General features: G+C 68.4%; 24 protein-coding genes. 16 read left to right on the top strand and 8 right to left on the bottom strand.

Annotated elements, in window-relative coordinates; all coding sequences use genetic code 11:
• Positions 1-16: 16 nt before the first annotated feature.
• From HGK58_RS12175 to HGK58_RS12155, 5 genes are all read right to left on the bottom strand, one after another.
• Entirely contained in the window at positions 17-865 is an 849-nt protein-coding gene (locus tag HGK58_RS12175; RefSeq protein WP_168627891.1) for a hypothetical protein, read from the bottom strand.
• A gap of 37 nt (positions 866-902) precedes the next feature.
• Positions 903-1,514: a response regulator transcription factor gene (locus HGK58_RS12170; RefSeq protein WP_168627890.1), complete on the bottom strand. Its 612-nt coding sequence runs from the start codon at positions 1,512-1,514 to the stop codon at positions 903-905.
• A 116-nt stretch (positions 1,515-1,630) separates the two neighbouring features.
• A complete protein-coding gene (locus tag HGK58_RS12165) occupies positions 1,631-2,854 on the bottom strand; it encodes a homoserine O-acetyltransferase (protein WP_168627889.1) in 1,224 nt (407 codons plus the stop codon).
• 116 nt (positions 2,855-2,970) lie between these two features.
• Positions 2,971-4,290, bottom strand: coding sequence for a bifunctional o-acetylhomoserine/o-acetylserine sulfhydrylase (locus HGK58_RS12160; RefSeq protein WP_168627888.1), 1,320 nt, complete (start codon positions 4,288-4,290; stop codon positions 2,971-2,973).
• 120 nt (positions 4,291-4,410) lie between these two features.
• Complete coding sequence (locus tag HGK58_RS12155) at positions 4,411-5,526, bottom strand: acyltransferase family protein (RefSeq protein WP_349236216.1); 1,116 nt, start codon at positions 5,524-5,526, stop codon at positions 4,411-4,413.
• Between the two features lie 78 nt (positions 5,527-5,604).
• On the opposite strand from HGK58_RS12155, the gene HGK58_RS12150 reads away from it, so the two are divergent.
• Both HGK58_RS12150 and HGK58_RS12145 read left to right on the top strand, forming a co-directional pair.
• Positions 5,605-6,378, top strand: a complete 774-nt coding sequence (locus tag HGK58_RS12150) for an SDR family NAD(P)-dependent oxidoreductase (protein WP_210422932.1) — start codon at positions 5,605-5,607, stop codon at positions 6,376-6,378.
• 67 nt (positions 6,379-6,445) lie between these two features.
• A complete protein-coding gene (locus tag HGK58_RS12145; RefSeq protein ID WP_168627887.1) occupies positions 6,446-7,162 on the top strand; it encodes an SRPBCC family protein in 717 nt (238 codons plus the stop codon).
• Here HGK58_RS12145 and HGK58_RS12140 read toward each other — a convergent pair.
• Both HGK58_RS12140 and HGK58_RS12135 read right to left on the bottom strand, forming a co-directional pair.
• Positions 7,146-8,387: a M20 family metallopeptidase gene (locus HGK58_RS12140; RefSeq protein WP_168627886.1), complete on the bottom strand. Its 1,242-nt coding sequence runs from the start codon at positions 8,385-8,387 to the stop codon at positions 7,146-7,148. The genes HGK58_RS12145 and HGK58_RS12140 overlap by 17 nt on opposite strands.
• Positions 8,384-9,883: an MFS transporter gene (locus tag HGK58_RS12135; protein ID WP_168627885.1), complete on the bottom strand. Its 1,500-nt coding sequence runs from the start codon at positions 9,881-9,883 to the stop codon at positions 8,384-8,386. Before HGK58_RS12135 ends, HGK58_RS12140 begins: the two co-directional genes overlap by 4 nt.
• Positions 9,884-9,936: 53 nt before the next feature.
• Between HGK58_RS12135 and HGK58_RS12130 the strand changes: the two genes are divergently transcribed.
• Genes HGK58_RS12130 through HGK58_RS12115 form a run of 4 tightly spaced genes read left to right on the top strand, consistent with a single transcriptional unit; the run spans position 9,937 to position 12,932 of the window.
• Complete coding sequence (locus HGK58_RS12130; RefSeq protein WP_168627884.1) at positions 9,937-10,620, top strand: uracil-DNA glycosylase; 684 nt, start codon at positions 9,937-9,939, stop codon at positions 10,618-10,620.
• 17 nt (positions 10,621-10,637) lie between these two features.
• Positions 10,638-11,552 carry an ABC transporter ATP-binding protein gene (locus HGK58_RS12125; protein ID WP_168627883.1) on the top strand — a complete coding sequence of 305 codons (915 nt, stop codon included), beginning with the start codon at positions 10,638-10,640 and terminating at the stop codon, positions 11,550-11,552.
• Positions 11,549-12,367 (top strand): ABC transporter permease, encoded by an 819-nt coding sequence (locus HGK58_RS12120; protein ID WP_168627882.1) that lies wholly within the window; start codon positions 11,549-11,551, stop codon positions 12,365-12,367. Before HGK58_RS12125 ends, HGK58_RS12120 begins: the two co-directional genes overlap by 4 nt.
• Positions 12,368-12,371: 4 nt before the next feature.
• Positions 12,372-12,932, top strand: coding sequence for a GNAT family N-acetyltransferase (locus tag HGK58_RS12115; protein ID WP_168627881.1), 561 nt, complete (start codon positions 12,372-12,374; stop codon positions 12,930-12,932).
• Between the two features lie 24 nt (positions 12,933-12,956).
• Here HGK58_RS12115 and glgX read toward each other — a convergent pair whose 3' ends face one another.
• Positions 12,957-15,011, bottom strand: coding sequence for a glycogen debranching protein GlgX (gene glgX, locus HGK58_RS12110; protein ID WP_168627880.1), 2,055 nt, complete (start codon positions 15,009-15,011; stop codon positions 12,957-12,959).
• A 66-nt stretch (positions 15,012-15,077) separates the two neighbouring features.
• On the opposite strand from glgX, the gene HGK58_RS12105 reads away from it, so the two are divergent.
• The 10 genes from HGK58_RS12105 (at position 15,078) to rho (ending at position 25,942) form a co-directional block, all read left to right on the top strand.
• Positions 15,078-16,241 carry a cysteine desulfurase family protein gene (locus tag HGK58_RS12105; RefSeq protein WP_168627879.1) on the top strand — a complete coding sequence of 388 codons (1,164 nt, stop codon included), beginning with the start codon at positions 15,078-15,080 and terminating at the stop codon, positions 16,239-16,241.
• A gap of 46 nt (positions 16,242-16,287) precedes the next feature.
• Positions 16,288-16,992: an alpha/beta hydrolase gene (locus HGK58_RS12100; protein ID WP_168627878.1), complete on the top strand. Its 705-nt coding sequence runs from the start codon at positions 16,288-16,290 to the stop codon at positions 16,990-16,992.
• Between the two features lie 196 nt (positions 16,993-17,188).
• Positions 17,189-17,572, top strand: coding sequence for a winged helix-turn-helix domain-containing protein (locus tag HGK58_RS12095; protein ID WP_168627877.1), 384 nt, complete (start codon positions 17,189-17,191; stop codon positions 17,570-17,572).
• Positions 17,572-17,784 (top strand): hypothetical protein, encoded by a 213-nt coding sequence (locus HGK58_RS12090; protein WP_168627876.1) that lies wholly within the window; start codon positions 17,572-17,574, stop codon positions 17,782-17,784. The genes HGK58_RS12095 and HGK58_RS12090 overlap by 1 nt, the downstream gene beginning before the upstream one ends.
• A 34-nt stretch (positions 17,785-17,818) precedes the next feature.
• Positions 17,819-18,928 (top strand): tRNA 2-thiouridine(34) synthase MnmA, encoded by a 1,110-nt coding sequence (gene mnmA / locus HGK58_RS12085; RefSeq protein ID WP_168627875.1) that lies wholly within the window; start codon positions 17,819-17,821, stop codon positions 18,926-18,928.
• A 32-nt stretch (positions 18,929-18,960) separates the two neighbouring features.
• Positions 18,961-20,352, top strand: coding sequence for a diaminopimelate decarboxylase (gene lysA / locus HGK58_RS12080; RefSeq protein WP_168627874.1), 1,392 nt, complete (start codon positions 18,961-18,963; stop codon positions 20,350-20,352).
• 39 nt (positions 20,353-20,391) lie between these two features.
• Positions 20,392-21,699 carry a homoserine dehydrogenase gene (locus tag HGK58_RS12075; protein ID WP_168627873.1) on the top strand — a complete coding sequence of 436 codons (1,308 nt, stop codon included), beginning with the start codon at positions 20,392-20,394 and terminating at the stop codon, positions 21,697-21,699.
• A 1-nt stretch (position 21,700) separates the two neighbouring features.
• On the top strand, positions 21,701-22,777 hold the full coding sequence (thrC, locus tag HGK58_RS12070; protein ID WP_168627872.1) for a threonine synthase: 1,077 nt from the start codon (positions 21,701-21,703) through the stop codon (positions 22,775-22,777).
• A complete protein-coding gene (thrB, locus tag HGK58_RS12065; RefSeq protein WP_168627871.1) occupies positions 22,777-23,736 on the top strand; it encodes a homoserine kinase in 960 nt (319 codons plus the stop codon). Before thrC ends, thrB begins: the two co-directional genes overlap by 1 nt.
• Positions 23,737-23,875: 139 nt before the next feature.
• Positions 23,876-25,942: a transcription termination factor Rho gene (gene rho / locus HGK58_RS12060; RefSeq protein WP_168627870.1), complete on the top strand. Its 2,067-nt coding sequence runs from the start codon at positions 23,876-23,878 to the stop codon at positions 25,940-25,942.
• Positions 25,943-25,946 lie beyond the last annotated feature (4 nt).

The following is a 25,946-nucleotide window of genomic DNA, read 5'->3' as shown; positions in this document are numbered from 1 at the left end:
GCTCAGCCCACCCGGATCAGGTGACGCAGGATGCTCCGATGTAGGCGAACAGTTCGGTGCGCATCCGCTCGCTCGTCGGCACGTAGACCGTGCCCTCCAGCCGATCGGTGCTGACGCGCAGCGGGAACCAGGTGCCGCGTTTGTCGTCGGCCATGGCGTGCAGGTCGCATCGGGTCGGGACGACGCCGACGGTGACGGTCGATCGTTCGCTCTGCGCCTGCACGGGCGTGGCGAGCGCCAATTCGTCGGTCGCCGCACCGTTCTCGTCGGTCAGCAGGAAGAGCGGTGTGCCGTGGAGCGTCTCGAGGGTGACCTCGCCGCGCGCGCCGGTCGGCTCGAGGACCAGATCGAGCAGCGCGACCTTCCGTCCGCCGCGGTCGACGACACGAAGCTCATCCGACCATTCCACCCTGACGTGCTCGGCCAGTGCCTCAGCCAGGCAGTCTTCCGCGGTGATGCCTGGCAACTGGCCCAGACGGTCGACCGGTTCCACGGATGCGCTGCCCGGCATCCCGTCATGCTCGAACTCGATTCGCACGACCGGCTTCGGGTCGGTGGCGGAGCAGTCGGCCGCCGGCAGGCTCACCCGGAAGTCCGTCGTCCGCCCGGGGCCGATCGTCGACGGGGCACGTTGGTACGCGGTCTCGGAGACGAATGCCGGTGAGTCGAAGACGAGCTCGAGGACCTCGAGCTCCGCGTCGGTTTCGTTGGTGACGGATACCTCGAGCTCACGGGCGCCGTAGTCCATCCGGGTCTGGTAGACGTCGACGCTCACACCGTCGGGCAGCGCCGTGTGCGCGATCGGCGAGCACGCGCCCAGCAGGCCGATCGCGACAATCGCGCAACTGACGGCGGCGGGTCGCATGCAGTCATGCTAATCACGGCGCTCGGGCAAGAGGGCGCTATTCGCGGTCGAGCCAGCCCTCACGCAGCGCGTGCTGCCGCAGCAGCAGCTTGGAGCCAAGCTCGACCCCCGCAGCGCGGTACTTCGCCCGAGCGCGCTTGATGTACGACTTCACCGTCTCGACCGTCGATCCCATGTCCTCGGCCACTTCGCGGATCGAGTGCCCCGACGCGTACAGTTCGAGCGCCCGGAATTCGCGCGGTCCGAGTTTCGGATGCTGAAGGGCCTCCAGCGTCGTCGGCGCGAACTCCTCCGGCAGGTAGCGCTCGCCGTTCGCCGCGGCGCGCACCGCCTTCGCCAGCTCGGAAGCCGGCGCGGACTTCGGCACGAAGCTCAGCGCTCCCGCATGCAGCGCGCGCGCGATCGACGTCGAGTCCGCATGCCGGCTGATCAGCACGACCTGGCTGCCTGCGGCCAGCAGTGCGTGCACCTTGGTGTCGATCCGAATGCCGTCGCCGAGGTTCAGGTCGAGTACCGTCACGTCGGCCGGGTACTCGGGGTGGGCGAGCAGGTCCGCCCAGGTTGTCACCTGGAGGACCACGCGGAGCCGCAGTCTGCGGTCGCGGAGATTCGCGACGAGGCCGTCGACGACCATCCGGAAGTCGTCCACGATCGCAACTCGAACTTCGGGCCGAGCGCTTCGTTGCGGCGTGCCTGCCAATTCTGCCCCCACAAGCCCGTCGGTCGGATCGGGACTCTTTCCCCGGGCTTAACTGAACAGCATAGTCAACTGCCGCCCACTCGCACGTCGCTCAGCAGCCGCTCCAGTGCGGCGCCGACAAGTTCGTTCTCGATCAGGAATGCGTCGTGACCATACTCAGAGCTGATGACGATCGGCTCGCGGGCGGTGACCCCGTTCGGCAGGTGTCGTGCGAGGAACTGCTGCTCCTCGAGCGGGAACAGGCGATCGCTGTCGATGCCGAGGACCAGGCTGCGCGCGGTGGAGCGGGAGAGCGCAAGCTCGGCCCCGCCGCGGTCGCGTCCCACGTCGTGCGAGCTCATCGCGGTGACCAGGGTGATGTAGCTGTTGGCGTCGAAGCGGCGGGAGAACTTGTTGCCGTGGAAGTCGAGGTAGCTCTCGACCGCGAAGCGACCGGTTGACCCCATCGGGCTGATGCCGCTCTGCCAGCTGCGGCGGAACCGGTCGTTGAGCTCGTCGGGGGAGCGGTAGTTGAGGAGCGCCATCCGCCTGGCGAGGGCGAGTCCGCGGTGTGGGCCCTCGCCGTCGTTGGCGTCGTAGTAGTCGCCGTCCGCCCAGCCGGGGTCGATCCGAATCGCCTCCAGCTGCACCGAGTTCAGCGCGATCTGGTCGGCCGTGCTGGTCGCGGGGGCGGCGAGCACTGCGACCGAGTCGAGCCGGTCGGGGTGGCTGACTGCCCACTCGAGGGCCTGCATGCCGCCCATCGACCCGCCGACCACCGCTGCCCAGCGTCCGATGCCGAGCCGATCCGAGAAGACCGCTTGCGCCGTGACCTGGTCGCGGATGCTCAGGTAGGGGAATCTCGCGCCCCACTCGGCGCCATCCGGTGCGGTCGACGCCGGGCCGGTCGAACCCTGGCAGCCACCCAGCATGTTGGGTGCGACGACGAACCAGCGGTCGGTGTCGATGTAGCCGCCGGGACCGACGATGCCGCTCCACCACCCGTCGGTCGGATGCCCGGGCCCCGCTTCCCCGAGGACGTGGCTGTCGCCGGTGAGCGCGTGCAGAATTAGCACCGCATTGCTGCGGTCGTCGTTCAGCGTGCCCCAGGTCTCGTAGGCGATGCGCACGGTCGGAAGCGACCCGCCGAACTCCAGCGGCAGCGCACCGAGCGAGACGAAGCGCCGGTCACCGACGGGGTCGCCCTCCCGCCACGCGCCGGTCGCGGGCGGCTTGCCCAGCACAGAGCGAAGGTTGGCTTCGGTGATGAACGCCGAAGGTGCCGAATCCTCTGCCGTCTGCCAGTCCATGTGAAGCCATTCTGCCCCCGAACGACTGAACGCAACGCGAGTGTTACGCGCCGGCCCCGCAGGGCTGTGCCGTAAGCGAGCGAGAGTTCCCTTGCTTACGGCACGGCCCGTGCGGGTCAGGCGGCGCTCACCGCCGTGCCGCGAGCCGCGGCCAGACCCTTGTCGAGGTCGGCGAGGATGTCGTCGATGTTCTCGAGGCCCACCGAGAGCCGCACCAGGCCCGGCGTGACGCCGGCGCTCAGCTGCTGCTCGGGGGTGAGCTGCGAGTGGGTCGTCGATGCGGGGTGGATGACGAGGCTGCGCACGTCACCGATGTTCGCGACGTGGCTGAACAGGTCGAGGTTGTCAACGAACGTGCGGCCGGCGTCGACGCCACCCTTGAGCTCGAACGACAGCACCGCGCCGCTTCCATTCGGCGCGTACTTGCGTCCCGCCTCGTACCAGGGGCTAGACGGCAGTCCGGCGTAGTAGACGATGTCGACGTCGTCGCGCGCGTCGAGCCACTCGGCCACCTTCTGCGCGTTGGCGACGTGCCGCTCGACCCTCAGGCTCAGCGTCTCGATGCCCTGGATGAGCTGCCAGGCGCTCTGCGGCGAGATGGCCGACCCGAGGTCGCGCAGCAGCTGCACGCGGGCCTTGATGATGTAGGCGATCGCGTCGCCCAGCACGCCGGTGTAGCTGACACCGTGGTACGACTCGTCCGGCTCGGTGAGGCCGGGGAACTTGTCGACGTGCTTCGACCACTCGAACGTGCCGCCGTCGACTATCGCGCCGGCGATGACGGTGCCGTGGCCGCCGAGGAACTTGGTGGCCGAGTGCACGACGATGTCGGCGCCGTGCTCGAACGGGCGGATGAGGAACGGCGTCGCGATCGTGTTGTCGACGATCAACGGGACGCCGGCCTCGTGCGCGATACCGGCCACCGCGGAGATGTCCAGCACGTTGATCTTCGGGTTGCCGATCGTCTCGCCGAAGAGCAGCTTGGTGTTCGGACGGATGGCGCGGCGCCACTGCTCCGGGTCATCCTGGTCCTCGACGAAGGTCGTCTCGATGCCCAGCTTCGCGAGCGTGTACTTGAACAGGTTGTAGGTGCCGCCATAGATCGTCGACGACGAGACGATGTGGTCGCCCGCCTGGGCGATGTTCAGAATGGCGTAGGTCGTCGCGGACTGGCCTGACGACAACAGCAGCGCAGCGGTGCCGCCCTCGAGGGCCGCGAGGCGCTGCTCGGCGACATCCTGGGTCGGGTTCTGGATCCGCGTGTAGATGTTGCCGAACTCGGCAAGCGCGAACAGGTTCTGCGCGTGCTCGGAGCTGTTGAAGACGTACGCGGTCGTCTGGTAGATCGGGGTCGCCCGCGCGTTGGTGACCGGGTCCGGTGCGGCGCCGGAGTGGATCTGCTTGGTCTCGAACTTCCAGTTCGCGGTGTCAGTCATAAGGGAACTCCTTGGTGGTTCACGGGGGGCGATTCGTGCGGTTGGTTGAGCCTAAGAACCACACCTGAAGCCGACAAGGGAACCCGCAACATGCCGTAACTATTGGCGGCGCCGTACGAGTCAGCGGCGCGGTGCGGGCCGATCTCGTCGTGACCCGGTCGGGTCGATTCGCGAATGCCCGGTCGGCGCATCGTCGAAGGCCCTGAAGAGCCACTTCGGCTTGGGCTCGATGACCGGACGGAACAGCCTTCGCACCGGCGGGCTCGCGAGCACGATGGAGATCGCGATGCCGGCAAGCACCATGAGCACCAGCAGGCTGCCCGAGGGGTAGCCGATGGTCAGCAGCCCGGATTCGCGCAACGGGTAGAGCAGGAAGCTGTGCAGCAGGTAGACGTACATGGTGCCCTGACCGAGCGGGGTCAGCCAACTGGCTCGTCGGGGGATCAGGGTGAGGAATGCGGCGCACAGCACCACGGCGAGCAGGATGACCGCGAGCCGGATGAGTCCGGCCCACCACTCTTCCTCGCCCAGCTCCTGGTACCCGTCGTTGAAGAAGAACCAGAAGCGGAGTTCGAACCGCCGCCACACGTCGATGTAGACCGTGAGCACCGTCACCCAGGCAGCGAGCACCGCGACCGCGACGACTCGCATCCAGAGCATCCGCTCCAGCCGCAGCCAGCGGTCGGCGATTCCCCACTCGCGCGCCCGCCAGCCGAGCACGAAGAATGGCAGGATGCCGATCGCGCGGGACAGCGAGAACGTGCTGTCGACATTGGCGAAGTAGCCGACGCCGACGGATGCGATGACCGAGATGATGAGCGGCCAGCGCAGCAGCGCAAGGTAGGGCAGGATCACGCGGAAGATGCCGAGCGCGAGCAGGAACCACAGCGTCCAGGACGGCGTCGACGGGTTGAAGTCGCTCCTGCCCTCGACCAGGAACTGCACGAGCGACCAGACCGACTCCATGATCAGGTACGGGATCAGGATGTCGGTGATGATGCGCAGCATCGCGCGCTTGTTGGGCGGGTCCGCCTTGGAGAAGTACCCGCTGATGATCGCGAACGCGGGCATGTGGAACGAGTAGATGAACAGGTAGGCGACGTGCGCCGGATCCGAATCGGCCGTCAGCCGCTGGATGGCGTGGCCTATCACGACGAGCGTCACACAGATGAAGCGGGCGTTGTCCCAGAACGGCACGCGGCGCTCGCGGACAGGCGCTGTCCCAGTGTCGGTCACACCCCTATGCCTAACACGCCTGGTTTCGCGATAACTGGCAGACTGGTGCCCCACATCAGTGCTTCGAAGGGCGGCAGGATGGCACGGCGAGTGGTTGTCACGGGAGCGAGTTCTGGCATCGGCGCCGCCACGGTCAAGCTGTTCCGGTCCCGCGGCTGGGATGTCGTCGGCGTTGCTCGACGCGCGGATCGGCTTGAGGCGCTCGCCGCCCAGACCGGTGCAGACACCTTCGTCGCCGACCTCACCGACCAGTCGCAGGTCGAGGCACTGCGCGACTATCTGGCCTCCAGCGGCCCAGTGCACTCGCTTGTCAACAACGCGGGCGGCGCATTCGGCGTCGATGCGATCGAGAGTGCAGATCCGGGCGACTGGGCCCGGATGTTCGATGTCAACGTGATCGCGGTGCAACGCGTGGTGAGCGCGCTGCTCCCGCTGCTCCGAAGCGCAGCGGCCGAATACGGCCACGCGGACATCCTGACGGTGACCTCGGTTGCCGGCCACGAACCTTACCCGGGCGGCGGCGGGTACAACGGCGCGAAGCACGCGGAGCACGCGCTGTCCGCAGTGCTGCGTCTGGAGCTGGCTGGGGAGCCGATCCGCGTGATCGAGATCGCGCCGGGCATGGTCAAGACCGACGAGTTCACGCTCAAGCGCGTCGGGGGAGACCAGGCGAAAGCGGATGCCGTCTACGCGGGGGTCGAGAACCCGCTCGTCGCCGAGGATATTGCCGAGCTGATCGTGCACGCGCTCGAGCTGCCCGGCCATGTGAACCTCGACCTGATCATGGTGCGGCCCCTCGCGCAGGCCGCCGCGCATAACGTGACCCGCCGTCCGCTCAGCCCCAAAATCTGACGATCGCTAGTCGCACCGCAGGGGCGGAGCGTATGGTGGTGCGCCTAACGGCGAGATGAGGTTTCTCATGAGTGGTTCGTCGACGGTCGCGAAGGCGATCGCAGTCGTAGCCGTCCCCGTCATCGCAGCGGCATGGTACGCGCGATTCTTCCGCCCAAAGCAGTTGCGCTGGGGCAGTGACGACTCGGAGGTGTTCGCTGACCTTCCCGGGGACGATTTCGTCCAGCATCCGAAGATGCACTCGACCCGCGCGGTCACGATCCATGCGACACCGGATGAGGTGTGGCCCTGGCTCGTGCAGATGGGATACGGCAGGGCCGGGTTCTACTCGTTCGATCAGAGCGAGAAGGCCGCCCATGACGCCGACCCGAAGCGGTCACGCCGGATCCTGCCGGAGTTCCAGCAGTTGAGCGTCGGTGACGTGATCCCGTGGGGCGAGAAGAACGAGGGAATTCCGGTGCGGATGCTCGAAGCGGGCTCCGTGTTGTCCCTCGGCGGCACCATGGACGCGTCCACCGGCAAGTTCGTCGGGGCGACCGCCGCGCGGCCGGAAGACCCTGTCGACGTGTCGTGGACGTTCGTGCTGAAGCCGGTCGGGGAGACCTCCACCCGGCTGATCACCCGCACGCGCGTCGCGTACTCCTCGCCGATGATCGGCGCCGCAGTCCGCGGGTTCGTCGAACCGGGCCAGTACCTGATGGAGCGCAAGCTGCTGCTGGGCATCAAGGAACGCGCCGAGGCGAAGTCGCGAGCCGGGGCGGGGTCGCCTAATCCGATGATCTGACGACGGTGCCGGAGGCGACCTCGTCGAGCCGGGCGAAAGCGAGCGCGGCGAGATAGGCCGACGCATCCGGCAGCACGGTGTCGTCGAAGAGCGCAAGATCGGAGTGGTTGTAGGGCGCAGTCGCCGGGTCGAGTTCCGGCGGGCAGGCGCCGACGAACACGAACGCCCCGGGGACGGCCTGCAGGATCGCGGCGAAGTCCTCCGCGCCGGCGATCGGTGTCGGCATCGTCACGAAGCGGTTCTCGCCGAACATCTCCTGCGCGACCCGGGCGGCAAGGTCGGTGTGCTGTTCGCTGTTGATGAGCGGGTCGGTCACGCTCGCGAACTCGACGTCGGCCACCAGACCGTGCGCGGCCGCGATGCCGGTGACGAGCTCCGTCAAGCGCTGCTCGATGACACCGGCCGTCTCGGCCGAGAAGGTGCGCACGGTCGCGCCGAACTCCGCCGACTCTGGGATCACGTTGGATGCGCCCGGCTCGCCGCCGGACAGCCAGCCGACGGTGACCACCACCGGGTCGAAGATGTCGAAGCGGCGGGTGACCAGGGTTTGCAGGCCGACGACGATCTCGGCGACCACCTGGTTGGGGTCGAGCGCCCGGTGCGGTGCAGAACCGTGGCCGCCGCGTCCGTGCACGGTGACCTTCAGGGTTGCCGCGCCAGCCATCCCGGTTCCGGGGCGAGTGGTGAAGCATCCGAGCGGGTACGCGGTGGTGACGTGCAGGGCATACGCGCCGACCAGGTCACCGCTCGCCAGCTCGAGCGCGCCCTCATCGAGCATCCGGTTCGCGCCGCGATAGCCCTCCTCGCCCGGCTGCAGCAGGAACAGCACTTCGCCGGCGAGCTGGTCCCGGTGGGTGGCGAGAAGGTGGATCGCACCGACCGCGATCGCGGCGTGCAGGTCGTGGCCGCACGCGTGCATCAGGCCGGGGATCTCGGATGCGTAGTCGAGACCGGTGTTCTCGGTCAGCGGCAGCGCGTCGAGGTCGGCGCGCAGCACCACCGTGGGTCCGGGGTGAGCTCCACGGACGCGGACCACCGCCGCAGACATCGTCGTCGATCGCGTGATGTCGATGGGCAGTCCGTCGATCGACGCGAACACGCGCTCGAGGGTCTGGGGAGTCTGCAGCCCGAGCTCGGGCCTGCGGTGGATGTCACGGCGCACCGACTGCAGCTCCGGCAGGTAGCCTGCGGCCTCGGTCGCCAACTCTCGATACTGCATGCTCATGCGCCTTCCGTTGCCGGTTCGATCGCGGCCTGGGCGGCGTCGTCCGCCGTGTCGGCGAATGCCTGTCGCGGCACCACGAAGAGGAGGATCGCCGCGAGGACCGCGCCCGCACCGCAGATGATCCACACCAGGTGGTAGCCGAACAGGCTGCCGGCGGTGTGCCCGGCGACCTGCACCGCGCCGATCGCCAGCACGATCGCGAAGACGCTGGACGCGAACGAGCCGCCGATGGTCTTGGTCGTATTGGTGAGGGCGGAGGCGATGCCGGTCTGTCCGCGCGGTGCGGCCGCCGCGGCGGCGGCCGGCATCGCGCCCATCAGCACGCCGGAGCCGATTCCCGCGACGAACATGTTCATGAACACCTGCCAGGTCTCATCGTGGAACGGGATGAAGAGCAGGTAGCCGGTCCCGACCAGGAAGGCGGCGATGATGAGCGCGGTCCGAGGGGACAGCATCCGGGACACGATGGGGAACGCCAGCGCACCGATGATCATCGAGATGAGATAGACGCCGATCAGAATCGAGATCGAGCCCGCCGCAAGCCCCAGCCCGTAACCGTGGACCTCCGGATCGGTGCCGGCGAACGTCGACAGTGGCGCTTGTGCGCCGAGCAGGCTGATGCCGATAAGGAACGCGGTGAGCTGCACCGGCCACATGTTCGGCTGCCTGAGCACCCGGATGTCGATGGCCGGGTCGGTCTGTCGCAGCTCGAAGCGCACGAACGGGATGAAGCTGAGGAGCCCGAGCAGAATGATGCCCCACGCCCAGAGCGCCTCGGGGCCGTTGAACTTCAGGAACGTGAGGCCGGAGGTGATGAGCAGCAGGCCGATCGAGAGCACCGAGAAGCCGACCCAGTCGAGGGTGCGGCCCGGCAGCGGCTCCGATTCCGGAACCCCGAACAGGATGACGAAGAACGCGATGGTCACCGCGACGGCCGGCACGGTGAGCGTCGGCACCATCGCCTGCGCGAGCAGTTCAGCGCCGCCGAACGCGTCGAACACCGCCGCACCGCCGAGCGCGCCGGCGATCGCCCCGGCCTCGAGGCCGACGATCAGCAGCGCCGCCGCCTTGCGCGTCGCGGACGCTGCGTGCCCCGAGCGGCGGCCCTTGTCGAAGATGAGCGCGATCTCGAGCGGCAGCCAGACGACGTAGAAACCCTGCAGGGTGAACGCGATGAGGAAGCTCGTGAAGTCGCCGGCGAACGCGAGCCACCAGGTCGCGCCCGCGGTCAGGGCGGTGGAGACCAGCAGGATGCGCTTGTGCCCGTACATGTCGCCGAGCTTGGCGAGCACCGGGACGACGAGCGCGGACAGCAGCAGCTGTGCGCCCTCGAAGATGTTGAAGTCTGCATCGGTGATGTCGAGGTAGCGCACCAGGTCGGGGATGAGGGGCACATAGAAGCCCTGCAGGATGCCGCTGACGAACTCGACCAGGAACAGGAAGCCGATGAGGCCAGCGGTGACGGCGGCAGCACTGCCGCGGAGTGCACTCGTCATGTACGGATGCTAGTGCCGCGGGCGGTTTCGGCGTGGCTAATAGGCTTTCGAGCATGGGATCGCGGGTACCGCTGCACGAGCTCGTTGACCCCGGCTGGGCTGCCGCCCTGGAACCGGCAGCCGATCGCATCCGGGACCTGCGGGAGTTCCTGCGCGCTGAAGTCGCGGCCGGTCGGGACTACCTGCCCGCGGAAGAGAACGTACTTCGCGCATTCGGCTATCCGCTCGCGAACGTCCGGGTGCTCATCGTCGGCCAGGACCCGTACCCGACGCCCGGCCACCCGATCGGTCTGGCCTTCGCGGTCGATCGCGAAGTGCGGCCGCTGCCGCGCAGCCTGCAGAACATCTATCGCGAACTGCGGGACGACCTCGGAATCGAAACGCCCGAGCACGGCGACCTCAGCGTTTGGGCGGAGAACGGGGTCATGCTGCTCAACCGGGTACTCACGGTTCAGCCCGGAATTTCGGGAGCCCACCGGGGTCAGGGCTGGGAGGACGTCACCGCGCTCGCGATTCGTGCACTGGTCGCGAGAAACACTGCGCTCGTCGCCATCCTGTGGGGCCGCGATGCCCGTATGCTCGCACCGTTACTCGGAACGACGCCGCTCATCGAATCGGTGCACCCCAGCCCGTTGTCGGCGAGTGGCGGCTTCTTCGGGTCGCGTCCGTTCAGTCGCGCCAATGAGTTGTTGCTCGCTCAGGGAGCCAGCCCCGTCGATTGGCGCATTGCTCGTTAATCCGACATACTTGTTCTATGGCAACTAGCACAACTATCGAATTCCGGGGGCTCACCAAGAGCTTCGGGTCGGTGCACGCCGTGAGTGACCTCAGTTTCACCGTCGAGCCCGGTCAAGTGACCGGTTTCCTGGGGCCGAACGGCGCTGGGAAGACGACGACACTCCGGATGCTGCTCGGGCTCGTGCGACCGACCTCAGGAACTGCAACCTTCGGCGGCGTCGCCTATCGCGACCTCGCCTCCCCGTTCGAAACCGTCGGCACCGCTCTGGAGGCGTCGAGTTTCCACCCCGGGCGCAGCGCGCGCGGCCATTTGGCCGTCTACGCCGCGGCAGCGGGCATCCGGAAGTCCCGCATCGACGAAGCACTTCGCCTGGTTGGGCTGGAGACCTTCGCCGACCGGCGCGTCGGCGGTTACTCACTCGGCATGCGCCAGCGGCTCGGCCTCGCGTTCGCGCTGCTCGGTGACCCCCGCGTGCTTGTGCTCGACGAGCCCGTCAACGGTCTCGACCCCGAGGGCATCCGCTGGATCCGCACCTTCATGCGAGAGATGGCGAGCCAGGGGCGCACCGTCCTCGTCTCGTCGCACCTGCTGAGCGAGGTGCAGCAGAGCGTCGACCGCCTGGTGATCATCTCGCGCGGGCGGCTCATGTACGAAGGCACCCTCGCCGGTCTCGACACCGGTTCGCGGGTCGTCGTCGACGCCCCCGACCGTGACGCCCTCGAGGCGGCGCTCGTGCAGGCGGGCGCCGACGTGCACGTCGCCGGCGGTGCCCTCACCGTCGCCGGGCTCAGCTCGGCAGAAGTCGGCGCGATCGCACACCGCGCCGACGTGCCGCTCAGCCAACTGGCAGCGGAGAACAACCGGCTCGAGGCGGCGTTCCTTGAGATCGTCGGCGACACAGGGCTTGGCGGAGAGGCGGAGCGCGCATGAACACCCTGAGGGCAATCGGCGCTGAAGCGCTCAAGCTGACGAGCACCCGCCTGTGGTGGGTCCTGGCGCTGGTCATGTTCATCTACGTCGGGTTCACCTCGGGACTCATCGGGCTGCTCTTCGGCGGCCTCGGCGAGGCGCTCGGCGAGACCGGCCAGACCCCCGCGATCCCCGACGAGATGCTGCCGCCGATCGTGTACAGCATCGCGACCTCGATCGGCTACGTGTTCCCGGTGATCCTTGGAGCGCTCGCCACGACATCCGAAGTCCGCCACCAGACGCTGACTCCGACGTTCCTCGCCACGCCGAAGCGCGGCGCCGTGCTCGCAGGCAAGATCGTCGCGCTCGGCGGATTCGGCGCCCTCTTCGGCGTCATCGCGCTCATTGCCTCGATCGGCCTCGGCGCGGCGATGCTCGCCATCGGCGGCTTCGACCTCGGGCTTGCGGACAGCGACAACTGGGCGCTCGCCGGACGAGCCGTCATCGCGATGGCGCTGTGGGCAATCATCGGCGTGGGTCTCGGCGCGTTGATTCCCAGCCAGGTCGCAGCGATCGTGGTCGTCGTCGCCTTCACCCAGTTCGTCGAGCCGATCCTGCGCACGGCAGCGAGCGTCTGGGAGTGGGCGGGCGAGGTCGGCCGGTTCCTGCCGGGTGCGGCGAGCGACGCCCTCGTCGGCGCCAGCTTCTACGGCGCGATCGGCATGGGCACGGCGACACCCCTCGAATGGTGGCAAGGCGGGCTGGTGCTGCTCGGCATCGCACTGCTGACAACCGTGGTCGGGTACTTCACGACCTGGCGGCGCGACGTAACCTGATTTCGTGCCCCACGAGGAAGACCCGCGTCAAGCGGACCAGAAGCCGGTGCCGGAGCATCCGTTCCAGCACCGGCTTCGGGACGCGCGCGACGAGGACCTGCCGCAGGTGCTCGCCATCTACAACCATTACGTCGCACACTCGACCGTCACGTTCGACGAAGAGCCGATGACGCTGGATACACTGCGTGACAAGTTCGCGCGGATCGGCGCGCTCGGCTTCCCCTACCTCGTCGCGCAGGGCCCGGATGATGAGATCCTGGGTTTCGCGTATGTCTACCCGTGGCGCGACCGAGCCGCGTACCGGTTCACCGCGGAGAGCACCATCTACCTGCGGCCCGACGCAACCGGCAGAGGGCTCGGGCGCGTACTGCTGGCCGAGCTGATCCGGCAGGCCGAGGCGGTCGGCTTGCGCGAGCTGATCGCGGTGATCGCCGACCACGGGGCGGATGGGTCGCTGAAGCTGCACGAGTCCTTCGGCTTCGTCCGGAACGGTCACCTGACCCGGGTCGGCTTCAAGTTCGAACGTTGGATGGGCACACTCTTCCTGCAGAAGTCGTTGCGCTAGCCCCGCGTCGGTGGTCGAGGGTGATCAGCCGGCGCGGAACAGCTGCAGCGACGTCGGCGCGATCGTCACGGTGTCACCCGGTGCGTAGGTCGCGGTCTCGATGATGTCCAGAGCACTGTCGAACAGCAGCGTGTAGCTCTCGACACCCTCGTGCGCTGGAAGCCTGACCTCCTGCTCGCGCTCGAGCCCTTGGACCACGACGAGCACCCGGTTGAACTCCTCGACCTCGGATGTCGACGCGGCGAGGTACTGCAGGGTGCGCTGCGCGGGGGAGTCCCAGTCCTCGATCGTCATCGCCTCACCGCTCGCGTTGTACCAGTCCATCTGGGTGGCATTTGGCACGGTTTCTCCCCAGCTGCCGAACCGCACCGGGCGCAGCGCCGGGTTCTCACTGCGCAGGCGCAGCAGCGACCGGGTGATCGCCTGCAGGTCCCGCTGCCAGTCCTGAAGGTTCCACGGCAGCCAGCTGAGCTCATCGTCGTGGCAGTACGCGTTGTTGTTGCCGCGCTGCGTCCGGCCCAGCTCGTCGCCCGCCGTCAGCATGGGCGTTCCCGCTGCCAGCAGCAGCGTCGCCAGCAGGTTCCGCACCGCCTTGCGCCGCGCCGTCGTCACATTCGGGTCATCGGTCGGCCCTTCCACTCCGTGATTGAACGAGCGGTTGTTGTCGGTGCCGTCCCGGTTGTCCTCACCGTTGCCCTGATTGTGCTTCTCGTTGTAGGCGGTCAGGTCGAAGAGCGTGAAGCCGTCGTGCGCGGTGATGAAGTTGACGGATGCGAGCGGCCCGCGCTTGGTCGCGAACATGTCATCGGAGCCGCTGAACCGCGTCGTCGCGCGACCGATGCCGAGCGGCGCCTCGCCGTGAGCTCGCGCGTGAGCGATGTCGCCGAGCCAGAAGTCCCGCGACTGGTCCCGGAACCTGTCGTTCCACTCGAGCCAGCCATCCGGGAAGCCGCCCGTCTTCCAGCCGTCATGGCCGACATCCCACGGCTCCGCGATCAGCTTGACACCGGCCAGCGCCGGGTCGTCCCGGATGGCGGTCAGCAGCGGGTGCGCGGGGTCGAATTCGCCGTGGGCGTTGCGCGCGAGAGCCACGGCGAGGTCGAAGCGGAAGCCATCGACCTGCACCTCGTTCGCCCAGTAGCGCAGCGAATCCAGCACGAGTCGCTGAGCGGCCGTGGTCGACGTGTTCAGGGTGTTCCCGCATCCGGTGTAGTCGACGTACTCGCCGTCGGCGTTCTGCCGGTAATAGGTGGCGTTATCGAGGCCGCGCAGGCTCGTGGTCGGGCCGCCGATGCCCTCCTCTGCGGTGTGGTTGTAGACGACGTCGAGGATCACTTCGAGCCCCGCCTCGTGCAAAATCCGCACCATCCCCTTGAACTCGCGCAGCACCGCGGCCGGACCCTCCGCCTGCGCGCGTGCGGACGCCCACGCCGCGTGCGGGGTGAAGAAGTTCAGTGTGTTGTAGCCCCAGTAGTTGCTGAGCCCGAGCTTCACCAGGCGCTGCTCGGTCACGAACTGGTGCACGGGGAGCAGTTCGAGGGCCGTGACACCGAGATCCTTCAAGTATGCGATGGTGCTCTCGTGTGCGAGCCCCGCGTAGGTGCCGCGCAGTTCCTGCGGCACCGCCGGGTTGAGCTTGGTCAGACCTTTCGCGTGGGTCTCATAGATGACGGTCTTATCCAGCGGTGTTTCCGGCTTCTGGATGCCGCCCCAGTCGAAGTGGTCATCGACCACGGTGGCGCGCCAGTCGCCGGAGCCCGTGCGGGTGAGCCCGCGCGCGTACGGGTCGATGAGGTGGAGCTCTGGGTCGAAGCGGTTGCCCGGGGACTCCGGGCCGTTTGCCCGCAGCGAGTAGCGCCTGCCCGCGGTCAGCAGCGGTGACCGGGCCGACCACACCGCGTCCTCGCCCCTGACAAGCGGGACGCGCTCGGCGACCCAGGTCGGGTCTTTCTCGTCGAACAGGCACAACTCGATCGCGTCCGCGTTGGCCGAGAAGACCCGCACCTCACCGCCGTCGGCATCCACCCGCACCCCGAGGTCTCGCAGAGTGTCGGATTCGAGGCTTTCGGTGAGGGGCATCGTTCTAGAGTAAATGAGTCGAATCTTGGGCGAATCCGCTCGGAGCCCGCGGTGAGGAGGTGCGCGATGGTGGTCTATCTCGACCACGCCGCGACGACCCCGCTGCTGCCGGAGGCGATCGCGGCCTACACCGACGCGCTCGCGGTGGTCGGCAACCCGTCGTCGATCCACAGCGCGGGGCAGAACGCGAAGCGGATGCTGGAGGACGGGCGCGAGGCGGTCGCGGCATCGCTCGGGGCGACGCCCATCGAAGTGGTGTTCACCTCGGGCGGCACCGAATCGGTGAACCTCGCCATCAAAGGCCTGTACTGGGCACGCAACGCGGACGGGACACGCCCGCGCATCCTGGTCCCGCGCGGAGAGCACCACGCGACCGTGGACACCGTCGAATGGCTTGCGAAGCACGACCGGGCGATCATCGAATGGCTCCCGATCGACGGTCACGGTCGGCTCGAGCTGACCGCCCTCGCGGACGCTCTCGAGCGCCACGACGACATCGCCCTGCTCACCCTGCTCTGGGCGAACAACGAGGTCGGCACCATCCAGCCGATCGCCGAAGCGACCGCGCTCGCCGAAGGGCGCGGTGTCCCTGTGCATGCCGACGCGGTCGCCGCCTACCGGCACCTGACGATTGACTTCGCATCCAGCGGCCTGGCGGCACTGTCGGTATCCGCGCACAAGATCGGCGGCCCGATGGGCATCGGCGCCCTCGTGCTGTCCCGCACCGCCAGCATCGAGGCGCTCATCCACGGCGGCGGGCAGCAGCGGCACGTGCGCAGCGGCACGCAGGATGCGCCAGCGGCTGTCGCGTTTGGAGTCGCCGCCCGGCATCCGGTGGCCGAGCTGTCACCGTTGCGGGACCGACTCATCGACGGCGTGCGCGCGGCAGTGCCGTCCGCGGAGCTGCGCGGCGATCCGGTGAACCGGCTGGACAACAACGCGCACTTCACCTTCCCGGGCTGCGAGGGCGACTCGCTGCTGTTCCTGCTGGACGCCGCCGGCGTTGCGGTGAGCACGGGCTCGGCATGCCAGGCCGGCATCCCAGAGGCCTCGCACGTGCTGCTCGGCATGGGGCTCGCCGAAGACGACGCGCGCGGCGCGCTGCGGTTCACGCTCGGCCACTCCTCGACCGCGGCCGATGTCGACGCGCTCCTGAATGCGCTCCCGGATGCCCATTCCCGAGCCTCCCGCGCCGGCCTCGCCGCGCGGACACCGTCGCTCGGCGGCTGAGAATCCGCCCCTTTCCGCTGTCGGTGGCAAGGTCTAGGTTCGGCACATGAACCTCATTCTGATCCCCGGTCTCTGGCTTGACGCGTCGACGTGGGACGAGGTCATTCCAGCACTGCAGGCCGCCGGACATCGCACCTACCCGCTCACGCTGCCCGGGATGGAATCGAAGGATGCCGACCGCTCCGGCATCGGCCTGCGCGACCACGTCGACGCGGTCGTGCGATTCGTCGACTCTCTGGATGCGTCCGAGGGCAAGGTTGTGCTGGTCGGTCACTCCGGCGGCGGGGCGATCGCGCACGCGGTGGCCGACGCTCGCCCGGACCGGATCGAGCGGGTCGTCTATGTGGACGCTGGACCGCTCGGTGACGGCGGAGTGATCAACGACGAGCTGCCAACAGAGGGAGTGGACCTGCCGCTGCCGGCCTGGGAGGTCTTCGACGACGAAGACCTGGTCGACCTGAACGACGAGCTCCGGGCGATGTTCCGCGAGCGGTCGATCCCATCGCCCGCGCGGGTCGCGAGCGATCAGCAGCGCCTGACCGACGAGCGCCGTTACGACGTGCCGGTCACGGTCATCGCGTGCGAGTTCCCCAGCGCGATGCTGAAGGACCTCATCACCAAGGACCACCCGTACACGCGAGAGCTGTCGAAAATCCGTGACGTGAGCTACATCGACCTCCCGACGGGCCACTGGCCGCAGTTCACCAAGCCGAAGGAACTCGGAGACGCGATCGTCTCCGCGCTCGGCTGAGGCTGAGGCGGCCGCACCCGCTCGCCCCGACCGGTCGCGCGGGTGTTCCATCCACGCGCGGGTGTTGCAACACCAGCGCACGAAAGAGACACCGCGCGAGGGGGGGATGCGGTGCGACCGGAAGACGCAGTCTTCGGCGGGTTTGGATCGCAGGTCGCCTCACCTGTAAGTTCTTACTGACAGGTGTAAGGGGATCATGGACGCGGAAACGCTCAGCACGCGACTTGCGGCCATCGCGAGCCCGCAGCGCATGCGCATCATCGCGACCCTCGCGGGGCAGCGCCTCCACGTGAGCGAACTCGCGCGTCGCGTCGAGATGTCGCGCGCGCTCCTCTACATGCACCTGAGCAAGCTCGAGGAGGCCGGATTCGTCAGCGGAGAACTGGAGTTGGGAGCCGACGGCAAGGCGCTCAAGTTCTTCGAGGTCGTCCCGTTCTCCGTGACCCTCGACGCTGACGCGATAGTCGCGGCCGTCGACCACCCCGACCGCACCCCTTCCGGACATCCGCGCCCCGCGCAACGGGCGCCAATGTCCGGAACGGGCGCGAAATCAACCACACAACAGAAGGACAGCACCTGATGGAATACATCCCCTGGTTCGCCTGGATCATCATCGTCGCGATCATCGTCGGCGGCGTCATCACGATCACGAGCGAGTTGGCGCGCGGCAGGAGTCGCGCGACTCAAGCGCTCGAAGAGAACACGCGGGCCAACGAGCGCCTGGCCGAACGGCTCGACGCGATCGACGCGCGCCTCGGCTCGGTGGAGAAGACCCTCACCGATATCCCGTGAGACGCCTCAGGAGCACCCGCCTACACTTGAAGGCATGAAGGTTCTCGCAGCGATGAGCGGCGGCGTCGACTCCGCGGTGGCTGCTGCGCGCGCCGTCGAAGCGGGCCACGAGGTTGTCGGCGTGCACCTGGCGCTGTCCCGGATGCCAGGGACGCTGCGCACGGGAAGCCGCGGCTGCTGCACCATCGAGGACTCGATGGATGCCCAGCGCGCCGCCAACATCATCGGCATCCCGTACTACGTGTGGGACTTCTCCGAACGCTTCAAGCTGGATGTCGTCGACGACTTCATCGCCGAGTACAGCGCGGGCCGCACGCCCAACCCATGCATGCGCTGCAACGAGCGCATCAAGTTCGCCGCCCTGCTCGAGAAGGCGCTGAGCCTCGGCTTCGACGCGGTGTGCACCGGCCACTACGCGAGCATCCTGACCGATGCCGACGGCAACCGCGAACTGCATCGCGCGGCCGCCTGGGCCAAGGACCAGTCCTACGTGCTCGGCGTGCTGACAGCCGAGCAGCTCGAGCACGCGATGTTCCCGCTCGGCGACACCCCGAGCAAGGCCGACGTGCGCGCGGAGGCCACGCGGCGCGGGCTGGCGGTGGCGAACAAGCCCGACAGCCACGACATCTGCTTCATCCCGGATGGCGACACTCGCGGCTGGCTCGCCGACAAGGTGGGCGCCGCCGAGGGGGACATCCTGGACCGCAGCGGCAATAAGCTCGGCACGCATCCGGGTGCCCACGCGTTCACCGTTGGCCAGCGGAAGGGTCTCAACATCGGCTACCCGGCCGACGACGGCAAGCCCCGCTTCGTGCTCGAGGTGCGGCCCAAGACCAACGAGGTCGTCGTCGGACCGAAGGAAGCGCTCGACGTCTCCGAGCTGGCTGGCAGCAAGTACAGCTGGGCCGGCCTTGGTCCCCTCGGCGCCGAGGAACCGTTCGACTGCGACGTGCAGATCCGTGCCCACGCCGACCCGGTCCCCGCGACCGCGCAGCTGCGCGACGGCGAACTGGTCATCACCCCGCGGGAGCCGCTCGGCGGTGTCGCGCCCGGCCAGACCGCGGTCGTGTACATCGGCACCCGCGTGCTCGGCCAGTGCACCATCGACCGCACCGTCTCAGCCGTGCCGGCACCCGTCGCCTGACCGCAGCCCACCCTCCCCGCCGAAAGGTGCACGTGACCGTCAACCCGCTTGCCCCGAGCTGGCTCGATGTGCCCGCCGACGCCAACGCCCTCGCCGAAGCGGTCTGGCCACGCGGCGCCGCGCGCACCACCGACGGCGAACTGGAGCTCGCGGGCGTCCGCGCACACGAACTGGCGGCCCGCTTCGGCACCCCTCTCTACGTGGTCGACGAGGCGGATGCCCGTGCCCGCGCACAGGAGGCGCACGACGCCTTCACGCGCGAGTTCGAGCGGCGCGGCGGCACCGCGACCGTGTACTACGCGGGCAAGGCGTTCCTGTCCGCGGAGATCGCCCGCTGGGTGGATGCGGCGGGCCTGCACCTCGACGTGTGCACCGGGGGAGAGCTCGCGGTCGCGCTCGCCGCGGGGATCTCGCCCTCCCGCCTGGGCTTCCACGGCAACAACAAGTCGCTCGCCGAAATCGACCGCGCAGTGTCGGTGGGGCTCGGGGTCATCGTCATCGACAGCGTGCAGGAGATCGAACGGGTCGCCGAGGCGGCGTTTCGGCACGGCCGCACCCAGCGTGTCAGGCTGCGGGTCAACAGCGGCGTGCACGCTCAGACACACGACTACCTGGCGACCGCGCGCGAGGACCAGAAGTTCGGGATCCCGCTCGCCGATGTCCCGGGGGTCGTTGCGAGCATCCGCGCGCACAGCGCACTGGACTTCCTCGGGCTGCACTCCCACATCGGGTCGCAGATCTTCGAGACCGACGGGTTCGCCGAGGCCGCGCGCAGGCTGCTCGAGGTGCACCGCGAACTCCTGGCCGACGGCCCGGTGCCCGAACTGAACCTCGGCGGCGGCTTTGGCATCGCCTACACGAGCGTCGATGCGCCGGTGCCGCTCAGCGACATCGCAGCCAGCCTCGCCGACATCGTCGCCGACGAGTGCGAGCGCCTGGGCATCCCGCTCCCGGCGATCGCGGTCGAACCTGGCCGCGCCATCATCGGACCGTCCGGGGTGACCCTGTATGAGGTCGGCACCATCAAGGACGTCGAGGTTGCACAGGGCGGCGGCACCGCCATTCGCAAGTACGTGAGCGTCGACGGCGGCATGAGCGACAACGTGCGGTCGTCGCTGTACGGCGCTGACTACACGGTGCGAATCGCCGGTCGGGTCTCGGATGCCGATGCCGCCCTCGTCCGTGTCGCCGGAAAGCACTGCGAGAGTGGCGATATCGTTGTGCACGCGGACTACCTCCCCGGGGATGTCTCGCCGGGCGACCTGCTCGCCGTGCCCGCCACCGGGGCGTACTGCTGGTCCCTCGCGAGCAACTACAACTACGTCGGACGGCCACCGGTCGTCGCGGTGCGTGACGGCGAGGTGCGAGTGATCGTGCGCGGGGAGACCGAGGCCGACCTGCTCGCCCGCGATGCCGGCATCTGACCCGCGCGCGGCGCAAAGAAACCAAGGAAAAGGAACCCAATGATCGAGTACCGCAACCTGCGCATCGCCCTGCTTGGAGCTGGCAACGTCGGATCCCAGGTGGCGCGCCTGCTGCTCGAGAACGGACGCGAGCTCGCGGACCGCGCCGGCGCGGGCCTCGAACTCGTCGGCATCGCGGTGCGGAACCCGGATGCCGAGCGCGCGGTCGACCTGCCCCGAGAACTGTTCACGACGGATGCGCAGTCGCTGGTCGTCGGCGCCGACATCGTCATCGAGCTGATCGGTGGGCTCGAGCCGGCGCGCACGCTCATCCTGGAGGCGCTGAACTCGGGCGCTGACGTCATCACCGGCAACAAGGCGCTGCTGGCCACCCACGGGGCCGAGCTGTTCGAGGCCGCTGAGCAGGTGGGCGCGCAGCTCTATTACGAAGCCGCGGTCGCCGGCGCGATCCCGATCATCCGGCCGCTGCGGGAGAGCCTCGCGGGCGACAACATCAACCGCGTCATGGGCATCGTGAACGGCACGACCAACTTCATCCTGGACCGGATGACGACCCTCGGCGAGTCGCAGGAGCAGGCACTCGCGGTCGCCACCGACCTGGGCTATGCCGAAGCCGACCCCACCGCTGACATCGAGGGCTACGATGCGGCGCAGAAGGCCTCGATCCTGGCCGGCCTCGCGTTCCACACCATCGTCCCGATCGAGAGCGTCTACCGCGAGGGCATCACCGGGGTGACCCTCGAGCAGGTGGAGGCGGCCAGTCGGGCGGGCTTCGCCGTCAAACTGCTGGCGATCTGCGAGCGCATCTCCGCAGACGGCGCACCCGATGGGGTCTCCGCGCGCGTGTACCCGGCACTCATTCCGTCCACGCATCCGCTTGCCGCGGTGCACGGTGGAAAGAACGCCGTGTTCATCGAGGCCGAGGCCGCCGGTGACCTGATGTTCTACGGCGCTGGCGCCGGTGGCACCGAGACGGCATCGGCGGTGCTCGGCGACCTGGTGTCGGCCGCGCGCAGGCATGTCATCGGCGGTCCCGGCGTGGGGGAGTCGCACAGCGCCGACCTCACCCTCCTTCCGATCGACGACATCATCACGCGGTACAACGTGCGGCTGGACGTGCTCGACAAGCCGGGCGTGCTCGCCGCGGTCGCGACGATCTTCAGCGAACACGGCGTGTCGCTCGAGACCGTCGAGCAGGCGGTCGAGGAGACGGATGCCGCCACGGCTACGCTGGTGATCGGCACCCACCGCGCCACAGAAGCCGCCCTGGCGGCGACCGTCTCGGCGTTGGCTGACAGCGACGTCGTGCGGTCCGTGACATCAGTTCTGAGAGTGGAAGGTTCCTGAAGTGGCACACCAGTGGCGCGGCGTCCTGCGCGAGTACGCGGACCGGCTGAACATCACCGCCGAAACACCCATCGTCACACTGGGTGAGGGAGGCACCCCGCTCATCCCAGCCGACGCCCTCTCCCGGCGCACCGGCGCGAAGGTGTGGGTGAAGTTCGAGGGAATGAACCCGACCGGGTCGTTCAAGGACCGCGGCATGACGATGGCCATCTCCAAGGCCGTCGAGCACGGTGCCAAGGCGGTCATCTGCGCCTCCACAGGCAACACCTCGGCATCCGCCGCCGCCTACGCGACTCACGCGGGCATCACCGCGGCCGTCCTGGTGCCGGAGGGCAAGATCGCGCTCGGCAAGCTGAGCCAGGCCATCGCGCACAACGCCCAACTGATCCAGGTGCAGGGCAACTTCGACGACTGCCTCGACATCGCTCGTGACCTGTCCGCGAACTACCCGGTGCACCTCGTGAACTCGGTGAACCCCGACCGCATCGAGGGGCAGAAGACCGCGGCGTTCGAGGTCGTCGACGTGCTCGGCGACGCCCCGGACTTCCACATCGTCCCGGTCGGCAACGCGGGCAACTACACCGCCTACTTCCGCGGCTACAGCGAGGAACTGGAGCGCGGCGTCACCACGAAGCTGCCCCGGATGCTCGGCTTCCAGGCCGCGGGAAGCGCACCCATCGTGCTCGGCCGGGTCGTCAAGGACCCGGACACCATCGCGAGCGCCATCCGCATCGGCAACCCCGCATCGTGGGAGTTCGCGACCGCGGCGCGCGAGGCCACCGACGGCTACTTCGGTGCGATCACCGACGAGAAGATCCTCGAGGCGCACCGCATCCTCTCCGCTGAGGTCGGCATCTTCGTGGAGCCCGCCTCCGCGATCAGCGTCGCGGGCCTGCTCGAACGCGCGGAGGCCGGGATGATCACGCCGGGCGCCACGGTGGTGCTGACGGTCACCGGGCACGGGCTGAAGGACCCGCAGTGGGCAGTGCAGGGCGCTGACGGCACCGAGGCGACGCCCACGGTCGTGCCGGTCGACACGGATGCCGTGGCGCAGGTCCTCGAGTTGCAGAAGGCCTGATGGGCCCCCAACCGACGAGCCTCACCGTCAAGGTTCCCGCGACCACTGCGAACCTGGGGCCGGGATTCGACACGCTCGGTCTTGCGCTGTCGCTGTACGACGAACTCACCGTGACCACCCGCGAGGCGCCCGGCGCATCCGTCGAGGTGCATGGTGTCGGCGAGGGCGAGGTGCCCACCGACGAGACGAACCTTGTCGTGCGGACGATCGCAGGGATCTTCGAGCGGGTGTCCCGCCCGATGCCGGGACTGCACCTGGTCGCCAAGAATGCGATCCCGCACGGGCGCGGCCTTGGCTCGTCTGGTGCGGCGATCGTGGCCGGGATCATGGCCGCCAAGGGACTGCTCGAGGGTGACGTCGAGTTCGACCCGCAGACGCTGCTGAAGATCGCGACCGAACTGGAGGGGCATCCCGACAACGTCGCCCCCGCACTGTTCGGCGGGCTGACCATCGCATGGACCACGGAGGACGGGCCGGCGTACAAGAAGCTCATCGTGCACCGTGGCGTCTCGCCGCTCATCGCCGTGCCAGAGCACACGATGTCGACCGAGGTCGCGCGCGGCCTGCGTCCGGCATCCGTGCCCCACGAGGACGCGATCTTCAACGTGTCGCGCTCGGCACTGTTGGTGGCCGCGCTCGTCCAGAGTCCTGAACTGCTGTTCGCTGCGACCGAGGACCGATTGCACCAGAGCTACCGGGCGGCGGCGATGCCTGACACCGAGGCGCTGCTGGCCGAACTGCGCGCGGCAGGTCACGCCGCGGTGGTCTCCGGATCCGGGCCGTCGATCCTGGTGCTCTCAAGCGACCCGGCTCAGCGTCTCGAGGCCGCCGAGCTCATCGCAGCGCGGCGCGGATCGCTGTGGCAGACCCTCATGCTGGCCGTGGACTTCAAAGGTGCTACAGTGAGTACGCGTCCGGTAGAGCCTAACGACCAGTTCGGAAACTCCCGGATCGCGTAATCACCCCGCATTCGCTTCGCTCCCGCCTCACCCGCTGAGCATCCCGCACAGTACCCGGTAAGTGGTGGCAGGCGACAAGCTCCGCTGCGTGGCGCGTAAGCACTTTCAGGTGCCGTCCGCAGGGGAAGGAATCCTCTCAGTGACCGAATCCAACGTTCGAGCCGCAGCGCCGAACTCAGGTACCACCACGCTTTCAGCACTGCGCCTGCCCGAGCTTCAGGCTCTCGCGGCCGAGCTCGGCATCAGTGGTGCCTCCAAACTTCGTAAAGGAGAACTCGTGGAGAAAATCTCCGAGGCCCAGGACGGTGCTTCAGCGCCCGAATCCGAATCGTCCGCAGGCGGCGCCGTCGCCACCGCGACTGAGCCCGCCGTGAGCGAGCCCGTGACCGAGCCTGCGCCCGCCGCAGAGCCGTCGGCCGAGCAGCCCGTTGCCGAGCAGCCCACGGCCGAGGAGGGCCCGGCTGCGGCGCCGCGCAAGCGTGCCCCGCGTCGCGCCACGGCAGCCGCGGGAGTCATCACGACGACCGAGGCGCCCGCCACAGAGCAGACCACGCCGCCCGCTCCAGCAGAAGCGGCCGGCACCGACACCGTCGTCGCCGAGCAGGCAGAGGCCGCCGACACCGCTGCGGCCGAGCCGGCCCAGCAGCGCGGACGCAAGTCGGCCGCAGACCACGTCAATCACGGCGAGACCGGCGTCAGCATCCCGACCGATGGCGAAGCCGAGGGTGCCGAGGGTGCCGAGGGTGCCGAGGCCGGCGAGGGTGGCGAGGAGCAGCCGCGCCGCGGCCGCAACCGCAACCGCCGCGGCGGCGGCGATCGCCAGCAGGGTGAGCGCCAGCAGGGCGAGCGCCAGCAGGGCGACCGCCAGGATCGCCAGCAGCAGCAGCAGCAGCAGACCGACCGTCAGCAGCAGGGTGAGCGTCAGCAGCAGGGCGAGCGTCAGGACCGTGGCCACGGCGACGGTGAGACCGAGCGCAGCGGCCGCAGCCGTTACCGCGACCGCAAGCGTCGCGGCCAGGGTGGCGGCGACGACCTCGAGCCGGAGCTGAGCGAGGACGACGTCCTCATCCCCGTCGCGGGCATACTCGACGTGCTCGACAACTACGCATTCGTGCGCACCAGCGGCTACCTGCCCGGCAACAACGATGTGTACGTCTCGCTCGGCCAGGTCAAGAAGTACAACCTGCGCAAGGGTGACGCCGTGGTCGGCGCCATCCGCCAGCCGCGTGAGGGCGAGAACACCAGCCGCCAGAAGTACAATGCGATCGTCAAGATCGACTCGGTCAACGGCATGCCGCTCGACTCGCTCGCGGAGCGCGTCGAATTCGGCAACCTCACCCCGCTGTACCCGGCCGAGCGCCTGCGCCTCGAGACGGAGCCGAACAAGCTCACGACGCGCATCATCGACCTGGTCTCCCCGATCGGCAAGGGCCAGCGCGGACTGATCGTCTCGCCGCCGAAGGCAGGCAAGACCCTCGTGCTGCAGGCGATCGCCAACGCGATCACCAAGAACAACCCAGAGGTGCACCTCATGGTCGTGCTCGTCGACGAGCGACCGGAAGAGGTCACCGACATGCAGCGCACCGTCAAGGGTGAGGTCATCGCCTCCACCTTCGACCGCCCCGCTGAGGACCACACGACAGTCGCGGAGCTCGCCATCGAGCGTGCCAAGCGCCTGGTCGAGCTCGGCCACGACGTCGTCGTGCTGCTCGACTCGATCACTCGCCTCGGCCGCGCCTACAACCTGGCAGCACCGGCATCCGGACGCATCCTCTCCGGTGGAGTGGACTCGTCGGCGCTGTACCCGCCGAAGCGCTTCTTCGGCGCCGCTCGCAACATCGAGGACGGCGGCTCGCTGACCATCCTCGCGACGGCGCTCGTGGAGACCGGCTCCAAGATGGACGAGGTCATCTTCGAGGAGTTCAAGGGCACCGGCAACATGGAGCTGCGCCTCTCGCGTCAGCTCGCCGACAAGCGCATCTTCCCCGCGGTCGACGTCAACGCATCCGGCACCCGTCGTGAGGAAATGCTCATGGGTGTTGACGAGACCAAGATCGTCTGGAAGCTGCGCCGCGCCCTCGCCGGACTCGACACCCAGGCCGCGCTCGAGCTCGTGCTCGGCCGGTTGAAGGACACCTCGAGCAACGTCGAGTTCCTGATGCAGGTGCAGAAGTCGATGCCGTCACCCGGATCGAAGGACGACTAACCGG

Origin of the sequence: Cryobacterium sp. BB307, from assembly GCF_012274275.1 — a bacterium.
Classification (GTDB): Bacteria; Actinomycetota; Actinomycetes; order Actinomycetales; family Microbacteriaceae; genus Terrimesophilobacter.
Note: the sequence above shows the minus strand (reverse complement) of the source record. Positions and strands in the feature narration are given on the sequence as shown.

Bases quoted from the DNA above. Each gene is read 5' to 3' on its own strand.
- HGK58_RS12120 (WP_168627882.1), top strand. From the start codon at position 11,549: ATGAACACCCTGAGGGCAATCGGCGCTGAAGCGCTCAAGCTGACGAGC.
- HGK58_RS12090 (WP_168627876.1), top strand. From the start codon at position 17,572: ATGGAATACATCCCCTGGTTCGCCTGGATCATCATCGTCGCGATCATC.
- HGK58_RS12075 (WP_168627873.1), top strand. From the start codon at position 20,392: ATGATCGAGTACCGCAACCTGCGCATCGCCCTGCTTGGAGCTGGCAAC.
- HGK58_RS12135 (WP_168627885.1), bottom strand. From the start codon at position 9,883: ATGACGAGTGCACTCCGCGGCAGTGCTGCCGCCGTCACCGCTGGCCTC.
- thrB (WP_168627871.1), top strand. From the start codon at position 22,777: ATGGGCCCCCAACCGACGAGCCTCACCGTCAAGGTTCCCGCGACCACT.
- HGK58_RS12105 (WP_168627879.1), top strand. From the start codon at position 15,078: ATGGTGGTCTATCTCGACCACGCCGCGACGACCCCGCTGCTGCCGGAG.
- HGK58_RS12145 (WP_168627887.1), top strand. From the start codon at position 6,446: ATGAGTGGTTCGTCGACGGTCGCGAAGGCGATCGCAGTCGTAGCCGTC.
- HGK58_RS12175 (WP_168627891.1), bottom strand. From the start codon at position 865: ATGCGACCCGCCGCCGTCAGTTGCGCGATTGTCGCGATCGGCCTGCTG.
- mnmA (WP_168627875.1), top strand. From the start codon at position 17,819: ATGAAGGTTCTCGCAGCGATGAGCGGCGGCGTCGACTCCGCGGTGGCT.
- HGK58_RS12140 (WP_168627886.1), bottom strand. From the start codon at position 8,387: ATGAGCATGCAGTATCGAGAGTTGGCGACCGAGGCCGCAGGCTACCTG.
- HGK58_RS12150 (WP_210422932.1), top strand. From the start codon at position 5,605: ATGGCACGGCGAGTGGTTGTCACGGGAGCGAGTTCTGGCATCGGCGCC.
- HGK58_RS12095 (WP_168627877.1), top strand. From the start codon at position 17,189: ATGGACGCGGAAACGCTCAGCACGCGACTTGCGGCCATCGCGAGCCCG.
- HGK58_RS12100 (WP_168627878.1), top strand. From the start codon at position 16,288: ATGAACCTCATTCTGATCCCCGGTCTCTGGCTTGACGCGTCGACGTGG.
- glgX (WP_168627880.1), bottom strand. From the start codon at position 15,011: ATGCCCCTCACCGAAAGCCTCGAATCCGACACTCTGCGAGACCTCGGG.
- HGK58_RS12165 (WP_168627889.1), bottom strand. From the start codon at position 2,854: ATGGACTGGCAGACGGCAGAGGATTCGGCACCTTCGGCGTTCATCACC.
- HGK58_RS12160 (WP_168627888.1), bottom strand. From the start codon at position 4,290: ATGACTGACACCGCGAACTGGAAGTTCGAGACCAAGCAGATCCACTCC.
- HGK58_RS12125 (WP_168627883.1), top strand. From the start codon at position 10,638: ATGGCAACTAGCACAACTATCGAATTCCGGGGGCTCACCAAGAGCTTC.
- HGK58_RS12130 (WP_168627884.1), top strand. From the start codon at position 9,937: ATGGGATCGCGGGTACCGCTGCACGAGCTCGTTGACCCCGGCTGGGCT.